This is a genomic window from Methylobacillus arboreus, from assembly GCF_020532725.1.
In the GTDB taxonomy this organism is placed as follows: Bacteria; Pseudomonadota; Gammaproteobacteria; order Burkholderiales; family Methylophilaceae; genus Methylobacillus; species Methylobacillus arboreus.
In genome coordinates this window covers 198,153-213,164 of record NZ_JAJAVC010000011.1, presented here as the reverse complement: position 1 = coordinate 213,164, position 15,012 = coordinate 198,153, and the positions used below count along the sequence as shown (strand labels likewise).

Below are 15,012 nucleotides of genomic sequence, written 5' to 3'. Positions count from 1 at the left end.
CTATTGAATGGAAAAGCGCAACATTCCCTGCTGGCGGTGACCGTCGCGTGCCATCACGCTCCAGCGGATGCGGTATTCATGCATGGTGCCAGCATCCTGCATCTTGATAACCAGCGCTCTTGGCCCAGCCTCTGAAGCCAAGGCAACCCAGGCAGTGCCTTGTTGCAGTTCGGCTTGATGGAAACGCGGCTCTATCGGTTTACTAAAATGCAAGGTCACCGTTTCTGGAGGCGCACTCAGGACAGCCCCATCCTCAGGCTCGGTGGAAACCAGCTTGCTATGACTCCACGCAAAAAGAGGAAGCAGCAATAAACCAAGCATGAGGTACCGCTGCAAAATCCTGCTTTTACCGCACATTATCACTTGTCAGCCTCCAGCTATCAGCTCTGCTGCACATGCACTTTGCGCTTGCCCTCATCAAGCTGAGGATCGCCCACTTGTTCCGATACCCCGATACCATGCCGGAATGTCATTTCACCACCAAGCCAGCCTGAAACGCCCAGCATGGCACCTGTCACCAGTGACAACCCTAGGCCAAATGGCAGAATCGCCTGTATATCGTTTGAACGCAACCAGATATTGGCAAATGTCACTCCCAGCACGCCGAGATTGATCAACCCATGCAGCCAGGCCATCGGCAGCCTACGGGCCCGTCTCACTCCCAGCAATTCGATGATGCCGGTGATCCCGGCTAGTATCCCGCCGGCCACGCCCGCTATCAACAACCAGAATGAAGCCTCAGCCCAGAATGGGTTTTCGAGAACGGCAAACGCAATATCGCTTGCCAATGCTCCGATCAGGAACCCTATCGGCAAAGAAACCAGCATGGGGTGTAAGGGATGACGCCTGAATGCTGCTTTCGTGCCACTGCCGGCAGAATAAACGGGGTCCATCGTGTTTCTCCTTATCTGGTTGAGGATAGGCCGAACTAAAGGGAATCTAGCTCCTACTTGCCCAATCGTGGGAGCAGACAATCCTGAATTTCATGACAGAAACCGCTGACAAGCCGTCCTTTCTTTCCTCACGCCTGAACCCCATCCATACCCAGTCAAGCCAGAGTTGAGGATCACCGTGCTTGTTTCATGATTCTCACAGGAAAATAGGACGTATTAGGATGAAACTCCCGCTTCTATCCCCCTAGGATAAATCCACTTTTAATGGTTCTTTGAATTGACACCTTCCTCTAACCAAAAGGAGAACGACATGACACTGGATTACAATCCCGAAAAAGACCATCGCGATATCGACCAGCCCGCCCAGCATCAGCGCCAGCAGCCCGGAGTTGAGACGCAAATGGAACCACGGCCGCAATATATCGACCCAGCCTACCGGGGCAGCGGGAAACTTGAAGGCAAGGTTGCGCTCATTACAGGCGGAGACAGCGGAATCGGCAGGGCCGTTGCCGTTCATTTTGCAATAGAGGGCGCCGATGTCGTCATCAACTACCTGAGCGACGATGAAACAGAGGATGCGGAAAAGACCTTAGCGTTGATCCGCGAACAAGGCGGCAAGGGAATTGCCATCCAGGGCGACGTGGGCGACCCGCAGTTTGCTGCAGAACTGATAGCAAAGACCCTGCAGGAATTGGGCCAACTCGATATCCTGGTGAATAATGCCGCCCAGCAATATCCACAAGCCAGTCTCGCGGATATTACTCCAGCTCAACTGGAACATACATTCCGCACCAATATTTTTTCCGTTTTCTACCTGACCCAGGCGGCCCTGCCCTTCCTGAAAAAAGGCGCTAGGATCATCAATACTGCCTCGGTCACCGCTTATAAGGGCCACCCCGCTCTGCTTGACTATTCCGCCACCAAAGGCGCGATTGTCTCCTTCACGCGTTCGCTTGCTGTAGACCTGGGCGAAAGGGGCATCACCGTTAATGCGGTGGCACCTGGTCCGATCTGGACACCATTGATTCCAGCCAGTTTCAGTGCCGAGCAAGTAGAGGAGTTTGGCCACGATACCGTGCTGCAACGGCCCGGGCAACCCAGTGAGGTTGCTCCTGCCTATGTGCTGTTTGCCTCCAATGATGGTTCTTACTTGACCGGGCAAGTCATCCATCCCAATGGCGGATCAGTTGTAAATGGATAGAGCAATGAGCCAATATGTCGACCTTGCCATATGTATTGTCCTGCTTATTGTGCTTACGGGGTTTACTGCCAACCTCCTAACCCGGCTGCTTATCCGGCTGGGCGTAGGAGGTGGCTGAAACCTGCGCAAGCAGGATCGGCCAGGCACTTCCCCGCCGGATTCATAAACGGCAATAACGTCTCTTAAGCTGTCAAGAACACCGGCGGGGCATTGAACATCACTCCCCTAGCAAAGCGTAGTCGTATCGACTATTCAGTTTTCTCTGTCCCGGCAGTGGGAGGGGCACTTTTGCATACGCCCCGGATATTCATGATAGCCAAGCCAAACTGCAGGAGAATCAGGGCATATGCCTGCGCATGCCACCCCCAAGCTACCCAGAGCAAGTTACTCAGAATGAATACCCAGAAACCCCAATTGCGCCGGTATTTGGAAGCTGACCCCACCAGCCATGCGGCGGCGATGGTGACAATCATCGCGGGCCATTGCAACCAATCAAGATAATCCATACTGACTCCTTGCGCCATGCAGGCATGAGGTATTGAAATTGATTCTATCTACGCTTTTTTCATCAAATGCCTGCACTTCAATATTCAAGTTCCACCACTAAGGGCAAATGATCCGATAAACGCCTGATTCCCTCACCTGGCAACCGGTGAGCCGTGACCTTGATGCCCGGCGCATCATGCCAGACCCGATCCAGCCGGAATATCGGGCAGATCGAAGGAAATGTCGGCTTGCAGGGCAAAGGCGTGAGCTGCCGGTTGAGATAGCGCAACAGGGACGACGGCACCTGCCATTCATTGATATCCCCCATCAGCAGGATAGGGCTACGCTCTTCCTCTTCCACCGCCTGCATCAACCTCATCAGATTGCGCGCCTCGGACCTGCGCTCAAAAATAGAAAGCGAGAGATGAGTGCCAATTACCCTCAGTTTCCCCAATGGGCCTTGTATCAATGCATCGGCCGCATGGCGCGGCTCAAGGCTGGGATGCGTCTCCAGGTTATGCAACAGCCCACGGATGATGGGGTAGCGGCTGACGATCAGGTTGCCATACCAGCCCTCTCCCTCCTCCATGCTGGGACAGGCCAGGCGGTAAGGACGCTCCGGGCCCGCCAGTGTCTCCACGTCCGTGACCAGGCCGCCGTGCGAATGACGGGTTTCCATTTCCTGGAAAACACCGATATCGATATCCAGCCTTTGCATCAGGCCATGAATGCGGCTCAGATCCCGCCTGCCATCCAGGCTGCGCCCTCCGTGAATATTGAAACAAAGTAGTCTTATTCTTTGCATGCATGATCGCTTTGAGACAGTAAGAATTCTTAATCCTGAGGCAGATTTTTCTGCCAGCGCCGAGCGATAAAATGAGTCCCGGCAATCACTAGGCCCCAGAGCAACAGGCCGGCGCCCACTAAGGCAAAATTACCGACATCAGGATTTTTGAAAAGCGCCAGTGCGGACTGGCCGATAAATACCGAGACCAGCGTGCCAGGCAGCAGGCCCAGCAAGGTGGCGATCAGGAGCGTGATGTAAGGCACCTTCATCATCCCCAGCGCCAGGTTGACCGCAGTGAATGGCGCCACCGGCAGCAATCTCAGCAGGGTCAGGCCCATCACGCCGCCATCCCTGGCGTATTGCGATATTTTCCCGGCATATTTGCCCAGCATGGCCCGCAATGACTTTTGCCCAAGTCCCAAGCCGGCCGCCCAGCCAATACTGACGCTGATCAACGACCCCAGCATGGCGACCAGAAATGCTTCAACCGGGGCAAAGACGATCACAACCGTCCCCGTCATAACCACATGAGGCAGAAAAATCAATGTGCCCACCACATAGGCGGCTATGCCGGCAGGAAACGCCCATGCCGTGTTTTGCAACTGTTCCAGGAGCGGGACTATCTTTTCCGGCGTAGCAAACTCGGACAAAGGCGTCACTTTCCAGGACAAAGCAATTGCCGCCACCAGCGTAATGGCAATGATGAGACGGAAAGGAATTTGCCGTTTCATGCCGCTGAATACACGCCGCGAGGTAAGCAGGCCTGGCAATATGGGGCGGGAAGGGTCGGCAAAACGCCTGGCAAGCCGGGTGAAACGCTCCCGGCGGTAACGCTCATCGTTGATCCTGCGCAAATGCTGGCGGCTATGCGGCAACTGCACAAGAAATTCTGCAACCCGCACATCCAGGCTCACGATGCGCTCGATTTCGGCCAGCTCCAGCCCTGTATGTTCGCGAATCAGGTCATTGCGCATGGCTGCAACCTGCTGACGCTGCACATCGCTCTCGGCCTCGATGACAATATCGCATTCGCTATCCAGGGACATGGAGCGGTTATTGATATTGCTGGAGCCGATGCGCATATACCGGTCATCCACCACCATGAGCTTGGAATGGATGCGTACGGGTATTTCCTCACCGTTTTCACAGCTAACAGGATAAGCCAGGGCCACCTGGTCGGCCACGCCGTGAGCTTCGACAAGCTGCCGGAAAATCACCCGGGCGTGGAACATGGCCTTGCGCTCCATGATGCCTTGCGCATTGTAGCAACTGACAAGCAATACCTTGAGCCTGGGATTCTCCCGCAGTCTTTGATTCAAGGCCTGGGCGATTCGCCTCTGCGTAAAAAACTGGTTTTCCATGTAGATGAAAAACTCCGCCTGGGCAATCATGTCCAGGTACAGCCGCTCAATCTGGCGAATCTGCGGTTGCCGGTGGAAATGCGGCATGGTCAATGCCACGCCCAGCCCCACCTGTTGCATGACCGGTTTGACGCTGGCCGGCCAACTGGCAGGCAATTCATCGCCTTGCAGTGGGCGCATGGCCACGGCTCGCTTGCCACGGGAAAAATGCCAGCGGTAGCGCACCAACCGCGCCAACACGGCAGCAGCAGGCCCTGCCACGAGAACCTGCACATCATGATAAGGATTAAAGCGCTTTTCCATGCCCATTTTCAGGCTGCCATCCGGGTCGGCACGATCTGGGTTATGCGGGTGGTGGTGGCGGTTATCCCAACGGGCTATCGCCACATCCATGCCACCGCAAAATGCCAGCTCATCGTCAATCACCACCACTTTCTGATGATGACTGGCGCCTAGCGGCAATTGATCATCAAAGAGAAAATGCAGGTTGTCCGGCCCGCTCAACTTCCATTTTGCCTCTGAAAAGCTTTCCCTTTCCGCCGCCAGGAAAACCGAGTAATTCCAGCGATTGAGGTAAATCCGGATGTCTGGCGTCTGTTTTGCCTTCCACTGCAGCAACTCGAACAATGTGGTTGGACAGGATTGCACCTCCGCCTCGGTACCACGGATCAGGTCAATCCGGCTGTCTATATCCCACCCCAGGATAAAAATGGAATGCCGCGCGCAGCAAATGGCCTCATGCAGGGCACGGTAATAATTGGCACAATCAATGACGGGCGCCATGTGGCTGGCACGGGCATGCTTCCAGCAATTGTGTCCCACCCGGAACAATGCCGTGGCAAGGGGTGGGTCTGAGGCTGAAGTACGCTGCATCGGTTTCTCCTGGATAAGGGCCTCTAACAAAATTCTCCTGGCGTTGTTGCTTCTGCCTTGTCGTACCACTGGCTAGCCATGGCCGCTTCGCTGAGTATTGTCAGCCGCCCTAAACCCACGCTATCTGGATATCCCGCAGCAGGCATAGCTATTTCTTGTTCTTGGGTATTTTTCTATCTTCAATATCCGGCGTCCTGGTGCGAGGGTCGTTGGGCAATCCCTCGGCTGGCACTTCAGGCGGGACAATCACACTTTCGCGCTCGCCTGGCATGGGAGGGGGAACCTTCACGCTATCTGAATCGGTTTTGCAGTCCGGTTTGTCGGTCGCGGCAGAGTCATCACAGGGCGGAACCACGTTGTCTACCGGCGCAGGATCAGCCTGCGCGCTCATGGCAAGCATAGCCGCCGTAAAAAAGGCGGCGATGGATATTCGGCATTTGCTCATTTCCTCTCCTCCAGTGCCTGATTCATAACTGTCACTTGTGGAAACAGCGTCGATGGGGCAATCCCCCTTATCGGCATATTGCCAATGAAACCGCTAAAACCAATTGCTTGCAACACAGCACAAAATCAGCAATAACCATTCAACACACTGATTTAAATAAAAAAATATCCACCACGTAGAATAAATCCTACAAGTAAATCAGTAGCTTACTTATCGGTAACAGCTTGCCCTCATTCTTATGATGAGCTCACTGGCTTGGCGTTTTCATGCATCTACAGCGTTCGCCATGGCCTGTCCTTCTACCAACCCAAGCAGAAAGCATTGACTATGGTGAGAGTCGTCGCGTGCACGCCCGTACAACACCAACATTCAGATAGATTGCAAAAGACCTGTCATTCCGTTCCCATGCAAGTGATTGACCACTATCGCCAGATAGCAGCAATCACATGCGCCAGCAAGCAATCTCCCGCGCCGTCCGGCGAATCAGCGTGAAGGGACAGCTCCCATGACCAAGGAGCAATTGCAGAAGAAAACCAGGGCTGAAAAAAACCTGCGCTTCAACGACGATCCCTTGTGGTACAAGGATGCCGTCATCTACCAGGTGCATATCAAGTCGTTCTTTGATGCCAACAATGACGGCATCGGCGATTTTGCCGGGCTGATCCGCAAGCTGGACTATATTGCCGAACTTGGCGTCAACACCATCTGGCTGCTGCCCTTCTATCCATCTCCTCGGCGGGACGATGGCTACGATATTGCAGAATATCGCGGCGTCCATGCCGACTACGGCATCCTGTCCGATGCCAAGCGCTTTATTGCCGAAGCGCATAAGCGCAACCTGCGGGTCATCACGGAGCTCATCATCAACCACACCTCGGACCAGCACCCATGGTTTCAGCGTGCGCGCCATGCCAAGCCTGGGTCGGCTGCACGCAATTTCTATGTCTGGTCGGATACGGATACTGCCTACAGCGAGACCCGCATCATTTTCACCGATACGGAGAAATCGAACTGGGCCTGGGACCCTGTGGCGGGTGCCTATTACTGGCACCGGTTCTTCTCGCACCAGCCCGACCTGAACTTCGACAATCCTCAGGTATTGAAATCCATCATCAATATCATGCGCTTCTGGCTGGACCTGGGCGTGGATGGCCTCAGGCTGGATGCCGTGCCTTACCTGATCGAGCGGGAAGGCACCTCCAATGAAAACCTGCCCGAAACGCATGACATCCTCAAGCGCATCCGGCGGGAAATAGACCAGAACTACCCTGACCGCATGCTGCTGGCCGAAGCGAACATGTGGCCGGAAGACGTTCAGCAATATTTCGGCAATGGCGAAGACGAATGCCACATGGCGTTCCACTTTCCCTTGATGCCGCGCATCTACCTGGCACTGGCGCAGCAAGACCGCTTCCCTATTACCGACATTCTCAGGCAGACCCCCGATATTCCGCCGACCTGCCAGTGGGCCATATTCCTGCGCAACCACGACGAGCTGACCCTGGAAATGGTCACCGACAATGAGCGCGCCTACATGCTCAACTTCTATGCCGCGGAAAGCCGTGCCAGGCTCAATGTCGGCATACGCCGCCGATTAGCGCCCCTGTTGCAGCGGGACAGGCGGCGCCTGGAGCTGCTCAACAGCCTGCTGCTATCCATGCCCGGCACCCCCGTCATCTATTACGGCGATGAAATCGGCATGGGCGACAACATCCACCTCGGAGATCGCGACGGCGTGCGCACGCCGATGCAGTGGAGCCCGGACCGTAACGGCGGATTCTCCAACGCCGACCCGGCGCGCCTGGTGCTCCCTCCCATCATGGATACGCAATATGGCTATCACGCAATCAATGTGGAGTCGCAAAACAGCGACCCGCACTCCCTGCTCAACTGGATGCGCCACTTGCTGGCGGTCCGCAGGCAATATCACGCCTTTGGCCGTGGCAGCATGCGCCTGCTTTATCCCGGCAACCGCAAGATACTGAGTTATTTGCGCATTCACACCCCCGGTGGAGAGAATGCGGGAAAGAACGCGGATGATGAGCAGGTAATCCTGTGCGTGGCCAATATCTCCAGCACCGCACAGGCAGTGGAGCTCAACTTGGCGGAATTTTCCGGGTATGAGCCGGTGGAAATGCTGGGCGGGTCGGTGTTCCCCAGAATCGGGCAGCAGCCCTATATATTGACCCTGGCCGCCTACGACTTTTACTGGTTCCTCCTTACCAGGAGCAAACAGCCCCTCGATGCAGCCAGCAGCAACGAGGCGGCATTGCCGGAATACCTGACCCTAGTGCTCAACAGGGACTTGTCCAGCCTGTTCGGCTCCCAATTGCGCCAGACCATGGAGCAAGACATCCTTCCCGCCTACCTGCCCCATCGACGCTGGTACTCCGGCAAACAGGAGCATGCTCCGCCAGCAATAAAATTGGTGCTGCTGGGCATATTGGAACCGCTCGCGTCCGGCGACTCGCCCGTGCTGCTCACCCAGGCGGATACCAGTTCCGACATTGGGCAGGAGTCCTATTTCCTGCCCATGGGAATTTTCTCCGATGACCAGGAAATGCCGGACCTGGCGCGGAAACTGGCATTTGCCCGCGTACGCCAGGGGCCGCGGATCGGCGTGCTGACAGACGCATTTGCACTGGGCAGTTTCATCCGCACCCTGGTGCACCACCTGCGGCACAACAGCGTGCTTGATGCCGAAACAGGCAGCATCCACTTCAACAGTACAAAGGCATTCCACGAGATTGATTGGAAGCCCGGGCTGGAAACCAGGCGCACAGACGAAGAACAATCCAACAGCTCACTGATCATCGGCGATATTGCGGTCATCAAGCTATTGCGGCGCGTCCGGCCGGGCATCAACCCGGCACTGGAAATGGCCCGCCACCTGGGCAAGATCGGCCACGCCAATACGCCACAGTTGCTGGGAGACATGACATTCATCAATGCTGTTGGCATCCCCCACACCCAAGTCATCATGCAGGCTTTTATGCATAACCAGGGGAATGCCTGGCAATGGACACTGGACAGGCTGGGCCATGTATTGCATGACAATAGCTCCGCTGACTTGGCGAAGCAGGCATTGGCAGTCGATGATCCTAGCCCGCTGAAAGAGCTGACTACCTTCGCCGGCATACTGGGGCAGCGCCTAGCTGAATTGCACAATGCCTTGGGCAGCCCTTCAGCCGACCCGGACTTCAACCCGGAAATCTTTTCCAGCGCACAGGTCGAAGTCTGGCAGCGCAATCTCCGGACACAGCTAGATGCAGCACTGGAACTGCTCGAGCATAGCCCATGGCCCGACGAGATGGATGCCACGCACGCTGCCGCCATACTGGCAAGACAGGAGCAGTTGGCGGCCGTGATAGACAGGCTGGCGCAACAAGTACCCGGCCAGCGCCGGTTCCGCATCCATGGCGACTTTCATCTGGGCCAGGTACTGATGATGTCAGGCGATGTAATGATCATCGATTTCGAAGGTGATCCTGCACGCAGCCTGGCGCAATGCCGCCAGAAAGACCATCCGCTGCGCGACGTGGCAGGCCTGTTGCGCTCATTCTCCCATGCCGCGGCCCAGGTGGAAAAAAGCGACATAAACCAGCCTGCAAGCGACGGTGCGCAACATCGCCAGGAATTGCTGCAAAACTACGAGGCTTGCTCGAAGCAGGTATTCATGCAGGCTTACTGCCTGCATCATCGCGCCCCCGAAAAACCACGCGGCATTGAAAACTACCAGTACCTGCCTCCAGATGAGCAAGCCGTGCTGGATTTATGCCTGCTGGAAAAAATGCTCCATGAAATCGCATCCGAGGCTGCAAACCGGCCAGCCTGGACAGGCATTCCACTGCGCGGCCTGCTGGGATTGTTGAATGAGTTGAATCCGGATGCGCCATAGCCTGGACCTGACCAATTTTTTGTGCATTTACGTTGTTGAGGATACAAACCCATGACCTTATACCTGCAAGCCGATGCAATGCCGAAAGCCAGGAGACAGGATACCCATATGCGCCTGCTGCCCGCCGGGGCCCACATCCTGGAACCAGGCAAGGTCAGGTTCAGGCTATGGGCGCCCAATGCGGAAAAAGTCTGGGTGGTACTGCCGGGCGGGGAAGAGCATGCCCTGGTGGCTGAAGCCGGTGCCAGCTGGTTCAGCCTGGAACTCGCCGCCGATGCAGGCGCCCAGTACCGTTACCGGGTCCGCAACAAGCAGGGCCAGGAACTCCTCGTGCCCGACCCATGGTCACGCGCCCAGGCGGATGGCGTGCATGGCAGCAGCCTGGTGATCGATCCGCAGGCTTATCTCTGGCGCAATCAGGATTGGGCGGGCAGGCCTTGGCATGAAAGCATCATCCTGGAAGTCCATGCCGGCGCACTGGGAGGATACCAGGGCGTGCGTGCGCAATTGCCGCAATGGGCTGCCATGGGCTTTACCGCCATCGAGCTCATGCCGGTTGCCAGCTTTCCCGGAAACCGCAACTGGGGATATGACGGCGTGCTGCAATTTGCCCCGCAATATTCCTACGGCTCTCCCGATGAGCTGAAAGCGCTGATTGATGATGCCCATGGCTTGGGAATCAGCGTTTACCTAGACGTGGTCTATAACCACTTCGGACCGGATGGCAACTACCTGCATCACTATGCTCCGCAATTCTTCTGCCATCAGCACCAGACGCCCTGGGGGGATGCGATCGACTTCGCCCAGCCGGAGGTATTGGAGTTTTACACCGAGAATGCGCTTTACTGGCTGGAGGAATTCCAGTTCGACGGCCTGCGGCTCGATGCCTGCCATGCGATCTGGGACCAGGCCTTCCTGCTGGATATTGCAGCGCGGATACGCCAAGAGTTCGATGGCCGCCGCCATATCCACTTGATGGCCGAGAATGACCATAATTCGGTCACGCTGCTGCAAAACGGCTACGACGCCCAATGGAACGATGATAGCCATCATGTGCTGCATGTGCTGCTTACCGGTGAAACCGGCGGTTATTACGCAGACTACGCGGAACATACCATGGACAAGCTTGCGCGTTGCCTGGGCGAAGGCTTTGTCTATCAGGGCGAAATCTCGGCGCATCGCCACAACCAGCCGCGGGGCGAGCCAAGCAGCGGGCTTACGCTATCCAGCTTCATCATTTTCCTGCAGAACCACGACCAGATCGGCAATCGTGCGTTCGGCGAGCGTCTGGCAGCCCTGGCACCAGAACCTGCGCTCAAGGTCGCAAGCGCATTATTGCTGTTGAGCCCCCATGTGCCGCTGATGTTCATGGGAGAAGAATATGGCGCGACGGAACCCTTTCTCTATTTCACCAACCATGAAGACCCTGCGCTGGCCAACGCTGTGCGTGAAGGACGCCGCGCCGAGTTTGCCACTTTTCCCCAATTCCAGGATACCTCGCTGGCCGAGCGCATTCCCGATCCCAATGCAGAAGCCAGCTTCGAGCAATCCATCCCCCATGACCATCAAACGCCTGCACAAATAGCATGGCGCGAATGGATCAGCCATTTGTTGCAACTACGCCACCTGCACCTGCTCCCCCACCTGGAGCAATGCCGGGCCCTGCGTTATGCCGCCTTTGGTCCGGCCGCCGTCTATGCGCAATGGCAGTTGGGCAATGGCGCCATTCTCACCCTGGCAGTCAACCTGGGCGCGGAAACCGCCGGCAAACACCTGGATGAACTGGTATCAGGCCCGGCGCAGGTATTGCTGAATCACGGCAATGCCCATGCCGCGCTGGCCACAGGGGAAATGCCCGCCTACAGCGTCCTGGCCTGCCTTGAACCTCCGCTTGCATTGGCCGACCATGCCTAGGTCAGACATTACCGCGACCATACGCCTGCAATTCCATCAGGACTTCACCTTTGATGATGCGCTGGAGCGCATCCCCTACTTTGCCAAGCTGGGCATCAGCCATATCTACTCCTCCCCCATCCTGACCGCCCGCAGCAACTCAATGCATGGTTACGATATTGTCGACCCCACTCAAATCAGCGCGGAACTCGGCGGTGAACAGGGCCTGAGACGCCTCGTAGAGGGCTTGCGCGCTACGGGGATGGGCTTGATTGTGGACATCGTGCCCAACCACATGGGAGTGGGCGGCGCTGAAAACCCCTGGTGGCAGCATGTCTTCGAATGGGGGCGGAACAGCCCTTACGCCACCTGGTTCGACATAGACTGGGATTCCACAGACCCGGCGTTGCATGGCAAAATCCTGGCCCCCTTCCTGGGGGATCCTTACGGAGAAGTGCTGGACAAGGGCGAGCTGAAGCTGGCTTATCAGCAGGACACAGGGCAGATTGTCGTGGCCTACTTCGACAACCATTTCCCCGTTTCACTGTTTGATTATCCCGCCATCTTGCGGCAAGCAGACAGCAAGCTGTTGCAGCCATTGATAGCACAGTTGGAGAAACTGGACCCGCAGCAGCCCTTCCTCAAGCAGGAAAAAACCGTCATACACGCCAGGAAGATTCTGCATGACATTGCCCATCATCCTCAAGGCAAGGCAGCGCTGGAGTCGGCCCTGGCTTTTTACAACCAGGACGACACTGACAGCCGGATGCAGCTTCACCTGTTATTGGATAGGCAGCACTATCGCCTCACCTGGTGGATCAATGCGGCAGACGAGATCAATTGGCGCCGCTTCTTTGAAGTCAGTGAACTGGCCGGCATCCGCGTCGAGATAGATGAAGTATTCGAAGCCACGCACTCACTGCTCTTCAACCTTTATCGCGAAGGCCTTGTGGATGGCGTAAGGCTGGATCATATCGATGGCCTGGCTCATCCGCAGGAATACTGCCTCAAGCTGCAGAAAAGGTTGAAACAACTGGTCAGGCACAGGCCCAAACACTTGCAGCAAGCGCCCTACATCATTGCGGAAAAGATTCTTGCCCCTGGCGAATGGTTGCGCGACGATTGGCATATCGACGGCACGACCGGTTATGAGTTCATGGACCAGGCAAGTGCCGTCCTGCATGACCCACGCGGCGCCCGGCCGCTTACCGCCTTATGGCAGAAACATACGGGGGACCAATACGATTTTGCCCGTCATGTACGCAGTGCGCGCTATCAATTGTTGTCAGAAAACCTGGTCGGCGAGTTCAATGCCACGGCCGCCGCCTTGCACCATATTGCCCGGGCGGAATTGCGCAGCCGGGATTACTCCCTGGCCGCAATCAAGCGCGTGCTGGCAGAAATCCTCGTCCACTTCCCGGTCTATCGCAGCTATGTGGGCAAAACCGGCCCCGACCAGATAGACCGCGACATCTTCCAGGACACTGCCAACCACGCCAGGCGCACCCTGGGCCAGGTGGACAAGGCATTGGTGGATATCGTGCTGGGCTGGCTGAGTGCCGAACTGGTCATTGCGGATCCCGACAGTCAACTTTCAGACTTGTCGCAACGCGCCATGACACGCTTCCAGCAGCTCATGCCGCCATTAGCTGCAAAATCCATGGAGGATACCGCGTTCTATCGTTTTGGACGCCTGCTGTCCCGCAACGAAGTGGGCAGCAATCCGGATATTTTTGCCCTGGCCCCGGCAGACTTCCACCAGGCGTGCACCCAACGCCGGAAAGGCTACCCCAACACCATGCTGGGTACCGCCACGCATGACCACAAACGCGGCGAGGACACCCGCATGCGGATTGCCGTCCTGAGCCAGATACCCCAGCACTGGGAAGCGCAGGTAGAAGAGTGGCTCACCATGAACGCGCGCTTCCACCAGAACATCCATCCCGAGGAAAACCTCATCGTCAGTTACAGCGCCCCGCGTCCCCAGCATGAACTCATGCTCTATCAAACGCTCATCGGCGCCTGGCCCTATGAGCTGAAGATGGATGATAAAGCAGGCCTGAAAGCCTATGCCGAGCGCCTCAATCAATGGATGATCAAGAGCATACGTGAAGCAAAACGCCTCTCTGGCTGGATGCAGGTCAATGAAGAATATGAAAATGCATGCAGCCATTTGCTGTTCAGCATTCTGGATCACGAGCAAAGCAGCTCGTTCCTTCAATCGGCTTATGCCTTCGTACAGGAAATTTCCGCAACCGGCGCTGTCAACAGCCTGTCCCAGACGCTATTGCGCCTGACCACGCCAGGCATCCCCGACCTATACCAGGGAACGGAGCTGTGGGACCTCAGCCTGCTGGACCCTGATAACCGGCGCAGCGTGGACTTTAATCATAGGGAACAGCTACTGGAAGCCCGCATTCCTTTGCAGGACAAAATAGCGGGTTGGCAGGATGGGGCGATCAAACAGCATGTCATCCGGACTCTGCTGCAACACCGCAGACAACAGCCCGGCCTGTTCAGTGGCGGTGACTATGCGGCACTTGAAGTGCGCGGGCCGCAGGCCGCACATGTATTGGCATTCATGAGAAGCTTGCATGACCAGGCCATCGTTGTCGTGGTGCCAAGGTTGACGGCCTCTTTCATGCGAAAAAGGCATCAACTGGGCCTCGATACAGATACGTGGAAAGACACCATTGTCCATCTGCCAGGCAAACTCAATTCAGAAGCGCGGGACATCATTTCCGACCAGCCATGCCATATTTACATAGGCCAGATCAAACTAGATGAGGTCTTTTCGATCTTGCCTTTGGCAGCGATTGCTGTCGATATCCGAATCTGAAAACCAAGGAGTAGGCTTTGTCATTTGACATGGGAAACTAAAACTTTCCCCAACTCTATGCCCAACATTCTGATAGAAGGAAATGTATTAAGTTGCAATATTAATTTGAATAATTATGAGGTACAGCCTTTGTCCCAGAATCCTGTTCAAGGTCTTCCGTGAGTCGCTTTTCCAATTCCTCAGCCTTGGTCTCAAGCTCATGGTGGGCCTGATCTGTGAGCGGAGGGTTGGGGCCTATAAGTTTATACACAACCAATCCTGCAATCACAGCAAGAAGGAGATAGAAAATATTTTTTTGCGTTGCTGTGAAACGATGGTTAAATTTTTTCTTCATTC

Annotated in this window: 11 protein-coding genes; 4 read left to right on the top strand and 7 right to left on the bottom strand. The window is 56.0% G+C overall.

All coding sequences use genetic code 11. The features are described 5' to 3' along the window. Both LG198_RS12035 and LG198_RS12030 read right to left on the bottom strand, forming a co-directional pair. Entirely contained in the window at positions 1 to 321 is a 321-nt protein-coding gene (locus LG198_RS12035; RefSeq protein WP_230343426.1) for a copper resistance CopC family protein, read from the bottom strand. A 59-nt stretch (positions 322 to 380) separates the two neighbouring features. After that, positions 381 to 893 carry a DUF2231 domain-containing protein gene (locus LG198_RS12030; RefSeq protein ID WP_230343425.1) on the bottom strand — a complete coding sequence of 171 codons (513 nt, stop codon included), beginning with the start codon at positions 891 to 893 and terminating at the stop codon, positions 381 to 383. Positions 894 to 1,203: 310 nt separating this feature from the next. On the opposite strand from LG198_RS12030, the gene LG198_RS12025 reads away from it, so the two are divergent. Then, positions 1,204 to 2,094 carry an SDR family oxidoreductase gene (locus LG198_RS12025; protein WP_230343424.1) on the top strand — a complete coding sequence of 297 codons (891 nt, stop codon included), beginning with the start codon at positions 1,204 to 1,206 and terminating at the stop codon, positions 2,092 to 2,094. Between the two features lie 248 nt (positions 2,095 to 2,342). On the opposite strand, the gene LG198_RS12020 is transcribed toward LG198_RS12025, so the two are convergent. The 4 genes from LG198_RS12020 to LG198_RS12005 all read right to left on the bottom strand — a co-directional run bounded on the left by LG198_RS12020 (position 2,343) and on the right by LG198_RS12005 (position 6,046). Next, positions 2,343 to 2,600: a hypothetical protein gene (locus LG198_RS12020; protein WP_230343423.1), complete on the bottom strand. Its 258-nt coding sequence runs from the start codon at positions 2,598 to 2,600 to the stop codon at positions 2,343 to 2,345. A 77-nt stretch (positions 2,601 to 2,677) separates the two neighbouring features. Continuing rightward, positions 2,678 to 3,385, bottom strand: a complete 708-nt coding sequence (locus tag LG198_RS12015; RefSeq protein ID WP_230343422.1) for an endonuclease/exonuclease/phosphatase family protein — start codon at positions 3,383 to 3,385, stop codon at positions 2,678 to 2,680. Positions 3,386 to 3,414: 29 nt separating this feature from the next. After that, entirely contained in the window at positions 3,415 to 5,601 is a 2,187-nt protein-coding gene (locus tag LG198_RS12010) for a VTT domain-containing protein (protein WP_230343421.1), read from the bottom strand. Between the two features lie 148 nt (positions 5,602 to 5,749). Beyond that, positions 5,750 to 6,046: a hypothetical protein gene (locus LG198_RS12005; RefSeq protein WP_230343420.1), complete on the bottom strand. Its 297-nt coding sequence runs from the start codon at positions 6,044 to 6,046 to the stop codon at positions 5,750 to 5,752. A 505-nt stretch (positions 6,047 to 6,551) separates the two neighbouring features. Between LG198_RS12005 and treS the strand changes: the two genes are divergently transcribed. The 3 genes from treS to treY are packed head-to-tail and all read left to right on the top strand — an operon-like array spanning position 6,552 to position 14,676. Continuing rightward, complete coding sequence (gene treS / locus LG198_RS12000; protein WP_230343419.1) at positions 6,552 to 9,944, top strand: maltose alpha-D-glucosyltransferase; 3,393 nt, start codon at positions 6,552 to 6,554, stop codon at positions 9,942 to 9,944. Positions 9,945 to 9,995: 51 nt separating this feature from the next. After that, positions 9,996 to 11,858 (top strand): malto-oligosyltrehalose trehalohydrolase, encoded by a 1,863-nt coding sequence (treZ, locus tag LG198_RS11995; protein WP_230343418.1) that lies wholly within the window; start codon positions 9,996 to 9,998, stop codon positions 11,856 to 11,858. Beyond that, positions 11,851 to 14,676: a malto-oligosyltrehalose synthase gene (gene treY, locus LG198_RS11990; protein ID WP_230343417.1), complete on the top strand. Its 2,826-nt coding sequence runs from the start codon at positions 11,851 to 11,853 to the stop codon at positions 14,674 to 14,676. Before treZ ends, treY begins: the two co-directional genes overlap by 8 nt. A 100-nt stretch (positions 14,677 to 14,776) precedes the next feature. Here treY and LG198_RS11985 read toward each other — a convergent pair whose 3' ends face one another. Continuing rightward, positions 14,777 to 15,010 (bottom strand): hypothetical protein, encoded by a 234-nt coding sequence (locus LG198_RS11985; protein WP_230343416.1) that lies wholly within the window; start codon positions 15,008 to 15,010, stop codon positions 14,777 to 14,779. Positions 15,011 to 15,012 lie beyond the last annotated feature (2 nt).